This is a genomic window from Armatimonadota bacterium, assembly GCA_013359125.1.
GTDB lineage: Bacteria > Armatimonadota > Fimbriimonadia > Fimbriimonadales > GBS-DC > JABWCR01.
This window is the reverse complement of record JABWCR010000012.1, coordinates 50,803-64,840: the sequence shown is the minus strand read 5'-3', so window position 1 is coordinate 64,840 and position 14,038 is coordinate 50,803. Positions and strand designations below refer to the sequence as shown.

Genomic DNA, 14,038 nt, shown 5'->3' with positions numbered 1-14,038 from the left:
AGATGGACGCGACCTTGGGCAGTCTTTTCTCAATCGGCCACTCCAACCACTCGATAGAGCGGTTTCTCGATCTCGTCGCGCAGAACGACATTCAGATCGTCGCGGACGTGCGCTCTTCGCCCTGGTCCAAATACTCGCCGTGGTTCAACAAGGATGATCTGAACAACGCGCTGGAAACTCGGGGAGTTCGCTACGTTTTTCTTGGCCAAGAATTAGGCGGGAGGCCGGCCGACGAGCATCTTTATGATGATCAGGGCTACGCTCTCTACGACAGATTCTTAGAGATGGACTATGTGCAAAGAGGCTTAGCTCGATTGATGAGCCTGATTGAAGAGGGTCATCGAGTTGCCGTCCTGTGCAGCGAAGAGGATCCGCGCGAATGCCACCGCCACCGGCTGATTGCGTGGGAGATGGATCGGTCCTTCGGTATCGTCGCTTTGCATATACGTGGAGACGGCTCGGTCGAGAGCGAGCTGGACTTGAGACGCAAGGATCAACCGGGGCTTTTTGACGCTGACGAGGAGATGAACATGCCTCCAAGGTCGGCCAAGCGCATCCAAACCAAGTAGCTCCACGCTTAGCTGAAGCCTATCGCCAGAACAGAAAGGCGATCAAGCCTGCGCACGCCGCGCAGACCACAACGCTCATCCAGGCTTCTTGGCGCGTCAGACGCAGCTGCCGCCAGTTGACCGCCAGCAGTACGACCGCCATGGGCACTAGCGCAGGCAGTCTTAGCGGCGTTCCCAGCAAGACTGCCGCCATGTAAAGAATTAGGGCTACGAACATCAGCGAAAGGGTCAGACGGGCCTTCAAGCCAAACTTGTAGAGGCAGACGACAAAGAGCGAGAGGAACACCAGGTCGGCCACGCCGATCAGTGCAAAGGCGGTAACCGTGCCGAAGTCCTGCTCTGTCGCGACTTGGGGAGCCTTGACCGTCAGCGTCGCCGTCAGTTGCGGATTATTCTCTATCGCCTTCTTTACAAATCCTCCAGGCGCATAGACCGTCAGCACGTCGATGAGGGCGGCCAGCGGCACGACGGGCGCCAGCAGGCCCGGCTCGCGAATGATCAGAGAAACGAGCCGTCCCAACCCGACGGCAGCAAGCGTCATCGAGAGGTTCGCCAGGGCCGACGGAATGGGGAACATGGGCGCCTTAGTGCGAGGATCGGAGGCAATCCAGCCGACTTCCGCCATCAATCTAAGGCCTGCCAACATGAGGATGCCCGTCAGGAGCAAACCAAGACCGGCAGGGGCGTCTTTGCCAAATCGAGAGAGAGCAGCGACTAACCCCAATTGTACGGCCAGAAACGCCAGGGTTGCCACGACTGAGGCTGTGAAAACATGCTCCAGCGGCGCTCTTAAGAACGGCGCCGCGAGGTTGAGCGCGAAGTAAACGCCAATCGCCGCTGCCCATTCCCATCGCCGCATAAGGGCAATAATATCACAGCCACGGCTTGTAGGGGATACAATAGTGTCTTGTGGCCGACGCATTGATCGAAGAATGGGAAGCGCTGGACCTTTTGACTGCGCTCGTGGACAAGTCGCTTGTAACCTTTGACCCCGACGCGCCTGGCGGGGGGCGATATCGCTTGCTGGAGACCGTCCGCCAATATGCGCGCGAGCGGCTGAACATGGGCGGCGAGGCGATCTCGATGCGGGACCGGCATCGAGACTACTTTAGCGAGACGGCGACCGAGGGGCGCGTACAAATGCGCGGCGCGGGCATGGCCGAGTGGCTGACGCGGTTCGATCAAGATTACGAGAACATCCGGTCGGCTCTGGAATGGGCGATGGGCGACACCGAGAGCGCCGAGCCTGCATTGACGCTGGTGGGCTGCTTAGATGTTTACTGGAGCACGCGGGGTATGCTCCAAGAGGGTCGCCGGAGGGCGGACGAGGCCCTGAATCACCCTAAAGCAAGTGAAAAAACGAATGCCCGGGCGACCGCTCTCAATGCGGCCGGCAACCTTGCATTTGCCGAAGGCGACAACCTCGGATCGCTGGCCTACCATCAAGAGAATCTCGAAATACGCACCTTGCTGAACGACGAGTGGGGAATGGCCGCGGCCAATAACAATCTGGCGCTGGCATTGCAAGGCCTTGGCCGCGAAGAAGAGGCCGCAAAGTGCTTCGAAGAATGCGTGGCGATCTTTCAGCGGCTTCAGGAGCGTTCGCCCGAACTGGCCGCTCGGCTCAACTTAGGCTACACGATGCTGTTGTTGGGCGAATATGAGCGATCTGAGACCGAGCTGAAAGCCGCGATCGGCTTGGCCGAGCAGTTGGCCAACACGGGGCGCATGGGTCTGGCCAATTCTTATATGGGCATTCTCTATTCAAACCAGCGAAGGTATGCCGATGCGTTGCCCTATTTTGTGGAAGCCAAGAGGCTCTATGAGGAAATCAACGATCCGATCCTGATCGGCCATGCAAGGCTCTACATTGCCTACATCCATTGGAAGGAAGGCAACAAAGAGAACTCGGTTGCAGAAATGCGCTCGCTGTGGGACGAGTTTTCGAAGAAAGATCTAGTGAACGAAATGACGTCGGTCTGTTCGTATTTGATCACCATGACCTTAGAAGACGATCCTGCCGAAGCGGTCGAAACGGCCAGTAAGAGCGTCGAGCTGTTGCGTCGGTCTCCCCGCCGCAGCATTTGGCTGGACGGCATGGAGGCGATCGGCGTATTGCTATCAAAGCGAGGCGACAAGACGGCTGCCGCAAAGGCTATCGGATTTGTAGACGAGCAGCGCAGACAGGCCAATCGTTCTGCTTCTCAGCACTTTTCGGACGACTTGGACGAGATACTAGCCGGACTGCAGACTGACGAGTTGAAAGCGGGCGCCGAATTGACCGAGGAGCAGGCGATCGATCTAGTCGAGCAAGCGGTCAAGGCAATGGGATCCTAGGTTATGTACGTCTTTCTGTTCACCGACATTGAACAGAGTTCGCGCCTTTGGGAGGAGATGCCCGACGCTATGCGGACTGCGCTAGAGGCGCACGATGCGCTGTTCGATCGGTGCGTTGGCGAGAACCATGGCAAGATCTTCAAGAACGTTGGCGATGGGATTTGTGCAGTGTTCGATAAGGCGGGGTGCGGCGTACAGGCGGCCTTATCAGCTCAGTTGGAGCTGACGGTTCGGTACGAGACGCAAGAGATTCCCTTTCGCGTGCGGATGGGTTTGCACATGGGCGATGCGGTGCCTCGCGGAGACGACTATTTTGGTCCTGCGCTGAATCGCGTGGCGAGGCTAATGGCCTTGGCGGCGGGGGGACAAACGCTGTTGAGCGCGACGATGGTCGAGGCTCTGACCGATGGTCTGCCCAGCGAGGCCAGCCTTAAGGACTTGGGCTTGCATCGCCTTCGAGACCTGCAGCATCCCGAACAATTGTTCCAACTTTGCCATCCCAAACTGCCAGAGGACTTTCGGCCTTTGCCGTCGATGGATGCGCTGCCCAACAACCTGCCGCCGCAGTTAACTACGTTTATCGGTCGAGAGAAAGAGCTTGGAGAAGTCGTCGAATCGCTCGCGACCACTCGACTGGTAACGCTGACCGGATCGGGCGGATGCGGCAAGACGCGGCTTGCATTGCAGGCGGGCGCAGAGTTGTTGGAGCAATACACGAACGGCGTCTGGATCGTCGAACTGGCCGCGCTGAACGATCCATCGCTGATCGTGCAGTCGTTGGCGAACGCCTTGTCCGTGCGCGAGGAGATCGGCAGCCCCCTGCAGGACACCGTGATGCGCTATCTGAAGGACAAAAAGGCTCTCCTCATCTTTGACAACTGCGAGCATCTGTTGGAGGCCGTGGCCAAGCTAGGCGAGACTATCCTAAGGAGTTGTCCAAACGTCCGGCTGTTAGCGACGAGCCGAGAGGCGCTCGGGTTGCCGGGCGAAGTGAGTTACCGCATTCCGTCGCTCTCGGCGCCTAGCGAATCAGACTTGGATGACTTTGAACTGATAGCGGCCAACGAGTCGGTCCGGTTGTTCGTGGATCGAGTGGCTCTTTCGCAATCTGGGTTTCAACTGGCGCCTTCGAACGCGACGGCTATTGCGCAGATTTGTCGGCGGCTGGACGGAATCCCCCTTGCGATCGAGTTGGCTGCGGCGCGGGCCAAGGCGCTGGCGCCCGAGCAGATAGCGTCCCGATTGGACGACGCGTTCCGCATCTTGACCGGAGGCAGTCGGACGGCATTGCCCAGACAACAGACGCTGCGCGCCACGATCGAATGGAGCTACAACTTGCTGAGCGATCAGGAGAAGCTGCTCTTAGATCGATTAAGCGTCTTTGCAGGTTCGTTTTCGCTCGAAGCGGTCGAGAAGATCTGCACCGATGGTTGACTGGGAGGCGTTGCGAGCGCTGAGTCTAGTAGAAGAGCGATGGGAAGCGCTCTTGGGTTGCGGGCATTCAGCCAGTCGTTTGGGGTTGATTCGCGGAGGCGATTTTGAGGCTATTGCCGACGCGATGGCAATAGCGCTCTACTCGTTTGACGAGGTGGAGGAGGAGTTTGTTTTGGAAAAGGGGTTTGCGCGGCCCTGCGGCCACTTGATGGCGGAGGGGCAGATTTTTGAGACGATCGTCGTGCCGGAAGGCTATGGGCGGTCGGAGCCGTTGCGCGATCTACTAGCGCGGTGCCTGCAAAAGGAGTGCGAGCTGGGCATTCCGTTTACCGTTTTGGCGCCGATGGAGGATGGCTGGGAGGCGTTGACGGAGTATCCCTTTGGCCACGCATTGGATAGGGCAAGATTGATCGGGCAGTTGAACGAGGCTGGGCATCGTCCGATGGCTTTGAACGCCGATGGCCTCAAGTTGCGACATTTGAAGCAGAATCGGTTTCACCTGTTTGCTATCGAGAATGGGGGCGACGACCGGCCGGCCGGTTCGATCTGTCTGACGCTGCACCGATTTGCACGGCCAGAGTGGTATCCAGACATGCAGGCGGACTGGATCGACCTTCGGGACGTTCAGACGACGAAATTAGCCTGTAAGGCTACCGAACAGGGATTGGAGGTTCGGATTCCCAATATGGCCGGCGGCGAGCGAGCCGGGCTACTGATCGACACGGATCCCAATTAGTTACGTGATAACACTTATTTTTTATTCATCCTGCAGGAATTGCGGTCAAATTGACCGAAATAACTCTTGACTAAAAAGGCGCCGGGCGAAATTGGGGCGCCTAAGGCAGGAGGAAAAGATGCAAACCGGACGCGTTAAGTGGTTTAACGATGCAAAAGGCTTTGGCTTTATCGTGGCCGATGACGGACAAGAGGTCTTCGTCCATTATTCTGCGATCGTCGGTGCAGGACACAAGTCGTTGCACGAAGGGCAAGAAGTCGAGTTTGAGGCGACGAACGGCCCCAAGGGACTTCAGGCTAAAGAAGTCAGCCCGAAGTCCTAAGGGTCGAGATTCTCTATCTCTTTTTGACGGCGTAGACGAGCAAGCCTAACAGAGCGAGGGGCAGGGAGGCCCAGCCGAGGCTCAGAGCGGTCGACTCGCCTGCTTTTTTGCCGTCTTTTGGCTCTTCGCCGATCAGCTTCCACTCTTCGGCAGAGAGCTTCGTTTTGCCGTTGCGGTCGAACTTGACGGCAGCCTTGGGCAGCTGAATGATCGCCTTGTCGCCCACCGTCGCGTATTGGCGCAAGGAGGGTCGTCTTTCTATCAGGTCGAAGTGCGCCTGGCTAAAGGGCTGGATGACGATGGTCTTAGCGCCGTTGTCCAGCTGGCTGTCGGTCCAGACATCGTTCTGCAGATAGAAAGTCTTGCCGCCTACATTGCGCATCTTGGCCTGCGCCTTGTCTGCCAAAGTTGCAGGCGCATCGTAGCCGAGCTGCTCGTTGTAGTGTGTTACCGATTCGCCGGCTGCGATCTTTTGCTGGACGCTTCCGCCTCCGCCGGCGCCCTTCAGGCCATAGGCGTTTTGGGATGCGCGCACGGACCCTTCGCCGTCGTCTCGTTGGGCCGCCTCGTTGGTCGATCTAAACCTGAGTTTGACGTCTTCTCGAGGCGCCCTGCCGTCCCACGCGATCATGTCGTCATCGATCAGGAAGGAGGTGAAGGGCGTTACGATCCCGTGCTCCTTGGCGAGGCGCAAGATCTCGGCCTCCACTTCTGGATTCTTGTTCAGTCGCCACTCGTCCATCAAGTAGCCCACTTTTCGCATCGCCCAGAGCCGAGGCGCATAGTCGCCTCCAGTCGCATCTGATCGGAGATCGACAGTCAGCGCAACGCGACCTTCGGAGGACTGACCTTCGATGGTTAGTCGTCCGGTCGTGCGGTATCGGCCCGCTAGGACGAGCTGTTGGCCATGGAAGAGATCGACCGGAAGCGGGGGATAGACATCGTACATGCCCTCGCCGCGAAGCTCGACCCCCATAAGCGCAGGGGCTTGAATTCGATCGCTAAACTCGCCTAACTTGGATTCGATGTTCTCGTCCGGGCGAACATACTCGGTCGTGCCGCCGTTCTGCTCGGCCAGCTTGTCCAGCAGGGGCACGTTCACGTCGTATCCAACGCCAAAGCAAAAGAGGCGAACGACCTTGCTTTGATTGAGCGAGCGGACACGGTCGAGGATCTTGGTTATTGCAGTTTCGCCGACCGTCGGCAAACCATCGGTGAGGAAGACGACAGCACGGAACGCGCGCATTCGGTCGATCGGAAAGCGTTCGAACGCGGTGGAGAGAGAATCGTGAATGTTGGTGCCGCCTCGGGCATCCAACTTATCCACTTCCTCGATCGCGCGCCGCACGTTGTCCGAGTTCGCCGCGACGAGGCTCTCGAAGACCACGGTCGGTTGCTCGTTAAAGTAGATAAGGTTGAAGCGGTCTCTCTCGCGGAGCGATTCTAGGCAGTACTTAAAGGCTTGTTTGGCCTGGCGGAGCTTCTCGCCGCTCATGCTGCCGGTACGGTCCAGCACAAACATCACCTGTTTGGGCATAGCATCGGTCGGGGCTTGCTTGCCTGCGCCCAAGAGCAGTAAAAAGTAGCCGTCGCCTCGATCGCGATGTTGGATGACGCGCGCGTCAAATGCTTTGGCAGATGAGCCGATGTAAAGTTGAAAGTCTCGCTCTGGGAGCGTCTGGCTTGCGCGCAGCGTTACGGTCGCTGCATAATCTGATGTGCGCCTGACGATTGCTTCTGCGTGAGAAGGGCAGTAAACCGTTGTGATCGGGTTGGTGGTGCGCACATCGGCATCGATGGTGAGGCTTTCGATGGGCTTCTGGACGCCGCGCAGAGGGCGCAGCGCGAGATCGAAGACATCGATGCCCGCATCGCGGCGCAATGTCTGCGAATAGGTAACGGTGATTCTCCGGGATTCGCCCGCGGGGATGGGAAAAACTCGGGCGCGGAGCACCGATCGACCGGCAAACTCCAACAGAGCGGGGTCTTGTCGGCGGCGGACGATGCTCTCGAAAATGCGCCTGGCTTCGGCGGCGTTCAGCAGCTTGGCTTCGATCTTGCGATCGCCGAACGACATTGAGAAGTTGCTGACCGCCGCGCCGTCTGGCAGCGGGAACATATAATCAGCCATGATCGGGCGCGGGCCGTTGTTCTGGAACAGCTGCTCGACGGTGGTCTCGGCCGTGCCGTCCTTGATGGCTATCCGAACGTGATGCTCTCGAATAGTATAGCCTTGGTGGTCTCGTTGTGGGATCTCGTCGGTCTCGATCAGCAGGCCTTGGGCGGCCGCAACGTAGGAAGCGAATGCTATCGCAATGGCAAGCGCAATCTTCATGGTTCTCCCTCACGGATTGATTTGTGCCACTGTTTTGACGAACCGGCAGGCGCGCGGGGTTCATAATCTGTTCGATGAAGAGACTGGGGGTCGATACCGGCGGCACCTTTACGGACATTGTGGCCGTCGATGGGGATGAAGTTCGGCTGCTCAAGACGCCTTCTACGCCGTCGAATCCCGCCCAGGCGGTTGCAGAAGGCGTTCGGCTGTCTGGAGTCGACATGCCGTATGAACTTCTGCACGGCACCACGGTCGCTACGAACGCTGTTCTACAACAAAAGGGCGCAAAGACGGCCTTTGTAACCACGAAAGGGTTTGGCGACCTGCTAAGGATCGGACGGCAGACGAGGCGGCGCATTTATGACCTGCGCGCCGAGGGACCGCCTTGCTTGATACCAACCGATTTAGTTTTCGAAGCAGAAGAGCGAATAGAGCAGCGCGCTCTTACGGCGTTCGATGGGATAGCCGGACTGGAAAAGGCCGCTCGAAAATGGGCGGATCAGGGCGTCGAGTCGGTCGCGGTCTGCTTTATCAACTCGCCGTTCGATCCCAGGCTGGAGCGATTGGCCGGGCAGATACTGGGCGATCGCTTCTATGCGTCTCTGTCGATCGATGTCTCGCCCGAGTATCGCGAGTATGAGCGGGCATCGACCACGGTCTTGAACGCCTACGTGGGACCAATGATGCGGCCCTACCTCAGTTCGCTAAGTGGGTCCCGGGTCTTGATAATGCGTTCGGACGGCGGCTTGATGTCGGCGGAACGGGCGGCGAGACTGCCTGCGTTGACGCTGTTGTCGGGCCCGGCGGCGGGCGTTGTCGGAGCGCGCGCCGTCGGGCAGTCATGCGGTTTTGAGAAGTTGCTGACCTTGGATATGGGCGGCACCTCGACCGACGTTTCTCTCATCGATGGGGACTATGGTCGGTCGTATTCAGGGGAGATCGACGGGCTGCCGTTTCGCCTGCCAAGGATCGATATCGAGACGATTGGGGCGGGCGGAGGATCGATCGCGCGATTGGATCCGGGAGGGGCGCTTCGCGTTGGGCCCGAGAGCGCGGGCACCGAGCCTGGCCCGGCCTGCTATGGCAATGGCGGCCCGCCGACCGTAACGGACGCATGCCTCGTGCTGGGTTGGATATTGCCCGATTTGTTCGGGTATCAAGGTGCAAAGTTGGACATTTTAGCAGCAAGCGACGCAATCGGCGGCATTGCGCGCGGGCTGGGATTGAGCGTTTCAGAATCTGCGCAGGCTATCGTCGAGTTGGCGCGAGAGAAGATGGCGAGGGCGCTGCGGTGGGTCTCGGCGGCCAAAGGATACGATCCGGCGGAGTTTTCGCTATTGCCGTTTGGCGGGGGCGGCGGGCTTCATGCGTGCGCTCTGTGCGAGCGGCTCGGCATGAAGCGCTTTTTGGTCCCCACCGCTCCCGGTCTGCTTTCGGCTTGGGGATTGCTGCTTGCAGACGTTGCGCACGAAGAGACGGCGAACATCTTGCACCAAGACCGGCGGCCCGAGCGACCAGGCGACATCGATCCAAAGGCTGTCGAAGAGCGATTCCTCGATCTGCGCTATGTAGGGCAGTCGTACGAGATCACGGTTCCCGAGAACGGCGCCGAGAGGTCGTTTCATGAGCGGCATCGGCAGTTGTACGGCTTTGCGGACGAAAGCAAGCCGATTCAGGCGGTCAATCGCCGCGTTCGGTGGACGGTGAAGCCTGCTACAGCTGCGACGACCATACCCGTAGCGCCAGTGCGATATGCAAGCGGGGAGATACACGCATGGCTAGATGGGGTTCGGATGCGGCTGCCTGTAGTTCCTCGGTCTGACTTTCGGCAAGAGTTATTGGGCCCGGCGCTGGTCGTTCAGCACGACTCAACGACACTGATCGAGCCGGGCTGGCGCGCGACCATATTGAACGGCGGCGAGATGCTGGTCGAGATGGTGTGAGAGGGCCAAGTTACGCGCCGCGCTTGTGCGCGAACGGGAATCATCGGAAATGTAGCACAAAATCGAGTACGAATCGAACCCTGAGCACGGCGACCTGTTCAGGGAACATTCTTGCGAGGGGCGTTACGCTCTATGGCGAAGCCGATAGACGTACGCCAGGACTTCGGCGACGGCCTCGTAGAGATTGACCGGAATCTCGTCGCCGACTTCGGCTCCGGCGTAGAGGCTGCGGGCTAAAGGCGGATTGGCTATTATCGGCACGCGATGGAGTTCCGCCTCAGCGCGGATTCGGGCTGCCAGCGGCCCCTTTCCCTTAGCGATCACTTTAGGAGCGCGCATCGATGCCGAATCGTATCGCAGAGCCACGGCAAAGGTCGTCGGGTTGGTTACCAGCGCGTCGGCGCGGCGCACATCCTGAATCATGCGGCGCATCGCCAACTTGGTCATTTTCTGCTTGATCATGCCCCGCATGTGCGGGTCGCCCTCGCTCTGCTTGTACTCCTCCTTCACCTCGTGCTTGGTCATCTTGATGCTCTTTTCGAACTGCCAGCGCTGGAACAGATAGTCGGCCAATGCGAGCGCGAGCCAGGCAAAGCCGATTTTGACCAGCATGGCGTGAGCGGCTTGACCGATAAGGCCGACCGCCTGCGCAAAAGGCAAGCGCGAGGCCGACAACCACTGCTCGCTGCTGCCCAAAGCGGCGCGATAGGCCACGTAGGATATAAGCAGGAATTTGAAGAGAGCTTTGAGAATTTCGAACGCCGACCGAACGGAGAGCAGCCGCTTGAAGCCGTTGACCGGGTTGATGCGGTCAAGATTGGGCATCAGGGCTTTGGGGCTGGCGGCAATGCCGACCTGGAGCATGTTGGCGACCACAGCGATAAAAGCCGAGAGCGCGAGGATCGGCACGGCGGCCAGCATTCCACCAATGGCCATATCGGCAGAGAAGCGCATTTCGCCTGCAGCGACGACTCCCTGTTTCATCGTATCGATCAGACGGCCGCCGCTCCAACTGGTCAGCAAAGGCAGCGTGAGCGCAAAGGCAAGAAAGAGCGCCGCGCTGGAGACCTCGGGCGACCGAGCGGTTTGCCCCTTCTGTCGGGCGTCCTGGCGCTTCTTAGGAGTCGCCTGTTCGGTTCGGTCGTCTCCGCTCATGGTTTACAGTAGTCGCGCCAGGCCTGCCAGCGACTCGGCAATTAGGGCGATGATGCGCTGGCTGCCCCACAAGAGCGCGGGCAAAGCGACTGCGACCGCGGAGATACCGATCAGGATTTTGGCCGGCATACCGACGATCCAGACAGGGATTTGGGGAACTGCGCGAGAGACGGCGGCCATGGCGGCGTCCGTGATGAAGAGGGCGCCGATGGCAGGCGCAGCGATCTGTGCGGCTAGCATGATGGCTTGGGTCAGCAGGGTTGCCGCGCCCGACATGGCGCCGTGGGCGAGCGCGGTTGCAGTAGGCGCCGATCCGAACTCAAAGCTGCGCACAAGCCCGGCCATCAAGATATGGTGCCCATCGGAAATAGCAAAGATCGTCAGCGCCAGCAGGTAGTGAAATTGCGCGAGCAGGCTGGATGGGAAGTTGGTGAAGGGGTTGATTTGGTGGATCATTCCGAAACCGATTTGGGTATCGAGCCATTGACCGGCCATCTCGGCGGCAGAGATGATCAGCGTCGCAGTGTATCCCAGCGCGATGCCGACCAGAGCGCTTTGAACTACGCCTGCGCCAATCGCTATGAGATTGTCCGGGTGGGGGCCGACGGTCTCGCGCAGCATGGGCGTCAGTCCGAGGCTCAGCGCGAGCGCGAGACCCAGGCGAATGGGCGCCGGCACGCCCTTGCTGCCAAAGATCGGAGCGACAGCCGCCAGCGCCGATGCTCGAGCAAAGAGCAGCAAGAACGTCCAGATCCATTGAGCATCAAGGTCCATGCGCTATCTCGGCGGGATGCCGCCCAGCGTGCGGGAGGTGAAATCGACCAATTGATTGAGCATCCAGCCGCCGAACAGAACCAGGGCAAGGGCGCCCGCCAGCAGTTTAGGGATATACGTGAGCGTCATCTCTTGGATCTGGGTAACGGCCTGAAACACAGAGACGAGCACGCCGGCCACCAGGCCAAAGAGTAGGATCGGCATACAGGTTTGCAGCGCGATCATCATGGCTTGACGGCCTAACTCGAGGATTTCGGTTTGGTTCATTTTTCTTGTCCTATCTAAAGCCGGAAACCAGCGCCTGAGCCAAGGTCGACCAGCCGTTGGCGAGCGTGAATACGAGGAGTTTGGCCGGGAGCGAGACGACCATTGGCGGCAGCATCATCATGCCCATTCCTAACAGGACGCTGGCCACGACGAGGTCGATGATGAGAAACGGGATGTAGATGTAGAAGCCGATCAGGAAGGCAGTTTTGAGCTCGCTGACGATGAATGCGGGAATGAGGGTCAACAGCGAGAGATCCTCGGGCTTTTCGGGCGGCGGTTTGCCCTGCATTGATATAAAGAGGTTCAAGTCCTGCGTATAGGTTTGGCGCAGCATAAAGTCGCGCACGGGCGCTTGAGCCCTTTCCAGCGCGACTTGGAACGTGATTTCCTTGTTCATGTAGGGTTGCAGGGCGTTCTTGTTCACGTCGTCCAGCGTGGGCGCCATCACGTAGAAGGTTAGGAATAGGCTCAGGCCGATCAGCACGGGGTTTGGGGGCGTCGTGGGGCTGCCGATGGCCGTGCGCAAGAAGGAGAGGACGATGACGATGCGTGTGAAGCCGGTCATCATCATAAGGAGCGAGGGTGCGAGGCTGAGCAGCGTCATAAACGCCACGATCTGCAGCGTCAGCGCAACGTCTTGCGGGTTTTGCGCCGAATCGACGCCGATGGAGACGCGCGGAATGGGCGTCTGGGCTAATGCGGTCGCGGCGGCGAGGAAGAGGATGCAGGCTATCAGCCGCTTCAATCGCGCTCACCTGCCATCGATCGTAGCCTTTCCGTGGCAGCGCGAATCTTGTCCTGCAGCGCGGCTCGCTCGTCGTCCTTTACGGAGCGAATCAGCGCTTGTTCGAAGGCATTGTCGGATGGCAGGGGTTCTGGATGTTCTTCAAGAACCGTTAGAAGCTGGACCGATTGTGCGTTGGAGGCAATGAGCATTAGTCGGCCTCGAACGCGGATGAGGCTGAGGGAGCCGTTCGGTACGGCGCGCGTTTCGATGATGCGGATTTCGCCGTCCAACTGAGAGCCGCTGCCCGACCGACCCGCCCAGCGCATGGCCAAGGGTAGCCCGTATCGTAAAGCAAGCGCAACCAGAGCAAGCGCTGCCAGCATCTGTGCGGCGTTGCTTGCTCCGACGGGCGTAGCGGCCTGGGTTTGCGTTGCCAGAGGGCCGCCCGACCGAGTGCCCATCGCTCCCGGCTCAAGTTCTTGGGCGAGGGCGAAGCAAAGCGAGAGCAGGGTTGCAACGAGGATTCGCATCACGCCCCCATGCGCTCGATCCGCTCGGCTTTGCTGGCTACTTCGACTATTCGGACGCCAAAGTTGTCGTCTACGACGACGACTTCGCCGCGGGCGATCAGGCGCCCGTTGACTTTGACTTCGACCGGCTCTCCGGCAGAGCTCATCAGTTCGACTACTGAGCCGGGTCCGAGGTCGAGGATGTCTTTGATGACCATCTCGACCTGGCCCAGTTCCACCGTTACTTCGAGCGGGATGTCAAGGAGCAGGTCGATATTGGAATCAAAGCTCTTGGATACTGTAGTTTGCGAGGCATTCTGTTGGAGTTCTTCGGTTAAGTCGATGCTGTTTTCGCCTGGCATTGCCATGAGGCGATGGGCGGTCGAGGTCGAGATGACCCAGACGAGTTGAGCGGTAATGGGCTGCTTGCCGTATTGCAGACGGATTTCCACCCAGTAGACATCGTCGGATGCCAGGAGATCGACGGGCGCTGCGCAATTGTCCAGACCGATGTCTTTCGGTCCCGGCGCCGGGGCGACATTCGAGTTTTCTGCAAGCGAGGCAAAGAAGGCGGCCATGAAGCCTTCAAAGAACTTGCCGATATTGCCGGTTTCTTCTTCGCCTATTTCTTTTGGCCGTACGCCGACGAGCGCCTCCATTAGGTTCAGGACGTTCTCGGTGGGCGGCCCGTCGCCCTGAAGCAGGAAGAGGTGCGATTCGTCTGGGTTCTCAGCCAAGGTCGTTCTTAGGTAGGGCGCTTGGCTGGAGATGCGGCTGGCCAGCTCTTCGGAGCTGACCAAGGCTACGGTCGGCGTTGGGATGGCGACTTCGACGCCGGTTTGGCCTGAGAGCGCATCGGCGATCTCCGGCCAGAGCTGGCTTTGAAACTCCATGAAGGCCGTTGTTTGTTCTTCAGGATTTGTGCTCATA

The 14,038-nt window shown here is 59.2% G+C and carries 14 protein-coding genes; 6 read left to right on the top strand and 8 right to left on the bottom strand.

Annotation, left to right across the window (positions count from 1 at the left end; genetic code table 11):
* Positions 1–2: 2 nt before the first annotated feature.
* Positions 3–569 (top strand): DUF488 domain-containing protein, encoded by a 567-nt coding sequence (locus tag HUU60_07220; GenBank protein NUL82500.1) that lies wholly within the window; start codon positions 3–5, stop codon positions 567–569.
* Positions 570–588: 19 nt separating this feature from the next.
* Here HUU60_07220 and HUU60_07215 read toward each other — a convergent pair whose 3' ends face one another.
* On the bottom strand, positions 589–1,428 hold the full coding sequence (locus tag HUU60_07215) for a hypothetical protein (GenBank protein ID NUL82499.1): 840 nt from the start codon (positions 1,426–1,428) through the stop codon (positions 589–591).
* A gap of 50 nt (positions 1,429–1,478) precedes the next feature.
* Between HUU60_07215 and HUU60_07210 the strand changes: the two genes are divergently transcribed.
* The 4 genes from HUU60_07210 (at position 1,479) to HUU60_07195 (ending at position 5,398) form a co-directional block, all read left to right on the top strand.
* Complete coding sequence (locus HUU60_07210; GenBank protein NUL82498.1) at positions 1,479–2,906, top strand: tetratricopeptide repeat protein; 1,428 nt, start codon at positions 1,479–1,481, stop codon at positions 2,904–2,906.
* 3 nt (positions 2,907–2,909) lie between these two features.
* Positions 2,910–4,340 carry an adenylate/guanylate cyclase domain-containing protein gene (locus HUU60_07205; protein NUL82497.1) on the top strand — a complete coding sequence of 477 codons (1,431 nt, stop codon included), beginning with the start codon at positions 2,910–2,912 and terminating at the stop codon, positions 4,338–4,340.
* Entirely contained in the window at positions 4,333–5,076 is a 744-nt protein-coding gene (locus tag HUU60_07200; GenBank protein ID NUL82496.1) for a hypothetical protein, read from the top strand. Before HUU60_07205 ends, HUU60_07200 begins: the two co-directional genes overlap by 8 nt.
* A 118-nt stretch (positions 5,077–5,194) precedes the next feature.
* Positions 5,195–5,398: a cold-shock protein gene (locus tag HUU60_07195; protein ID NUL82495.1), complete on the top strand. Its 204-nt coding sequence runs from the start codon at positions 5,195–5,197 to the stop codon at positions 5,396–5,398.
* A gap of 13 nt (positions 5,399–5,411) precedes the next feature.
* Here the strand turns inward: HUU60_07195 and HUU60_07190 are convergent, their stop codons facing one another.
* Positions 5,412–7,733, bottom strand: coding sequence for a VWA domain-containing protein (locus HUU60_07190; protein ID NUL82494.1), 2,322 nt, complete (start codon positions 7,731–7,733; stop codon positions 5,412–5,414).
* Between the two features lie 74 nt (positions 7,734–7,807).
* On the opposite strand from HUU60_07190, the gene HUU60_07185 reads away from it, so the two are divergent.
* A complete protein-coding gene (locus tag HUU60_07185; protein ID NUL82493.1) occupies positions 7,808–9,676 on the top strand; it encodes a hydantoinase/oxoprolinase family protein in 1,869 nt (622 codons plus the stop codon).
* Between the two features lie 123 nt (positions 9,677–9,799).
* On the opposite strand, the gene flhB is transcribed toward HUU60_07185, so the two are convergent.
* Genes flhB through fliN form a run of 6 tightly spaced genes read right to left on the bottom strand, consistent with a single transcriptional unit; the run spans position 9,800 to position 14,037 of the window.
* The gene (flhB, locus tag HUU60_07180; GenBank protein ID NUL82492.1) at positions 9,800–10,831 is read right to left on the bottom strand and encodes a flagellar biosynthesis protein FlhB; all 1,032 of its coding nucleotides are present in this window, start codon (positions 10,829–10,831) and stop codon (positions 9,800–9,802) included.
* A gap of 3 nt (positions 10,832–10,834) precedes the next feature.
* Positions 10,835–11,605 (bottom strand): flagellar biosynthetic protein FliR, encoded by a 771-nt coding sequence (locus tag HUU60_07175; protein ID NUL82491.1) that lies wholly within the window; start codon positions 11,603–11,605, stop codon positions 10,835–10,837.
* A 3-nt stretch (positions 11,606–11,608) separates the two neighbouring features.
* The gene (gene fliQ / locus HUU60_07170) at positions 11,609–11,872 is read right to left on the bottom strand and encodes a flagellar biosynthesis protein FliQ (GenBank protein NUL82490.1); all 264 of its coding nucleotides are present in this window, start codon (positions 11,870–11,872) and stop codon (positions 11,609–11,611) included.
* A gap of 10 nt (positions 11,873–11,882) precedes the next feature.
* A complete protein-coding gene (fliP, locus tag HUU60_07165; protein NUL82489.1) occupies positions 11,883–12,617 on the bottom strand; it encodes a flagellar type III secretion system pore protein FliP in 735 nt (244 codons plus the stop codon).
* On the bottom strand, positions 12,614–13,132 hold the full coding sequence (locus tag HUU60_07160; protein ID NUL82488.1) for a flagellar biosynthetic protein FliO: 519 nt from the start codon (positions 13,130–13,132) through the stop codon (positions 12,614–12,616). The genes fliP and HUU60_07160 overlap by 4 nt, the downstream gene beginning before the upstream one ends.
* Positions 13,129–14,037: a flagellar motor switch protein FliN gene (gene fliN / locus HUU60_07155; protein NUL82487.1), complete on the bottom strand. Its 909-nt coding sequence runs from the start codon at positions 14,035–14,037 to the stop codon at positions 13,129–13,131. Before fliN ends, HUU60_07160 begins: the two co-directional genes overlap by 4 nt.
* Between the last annotated feature and the right edge of the window lies 1 nt (position 14,038).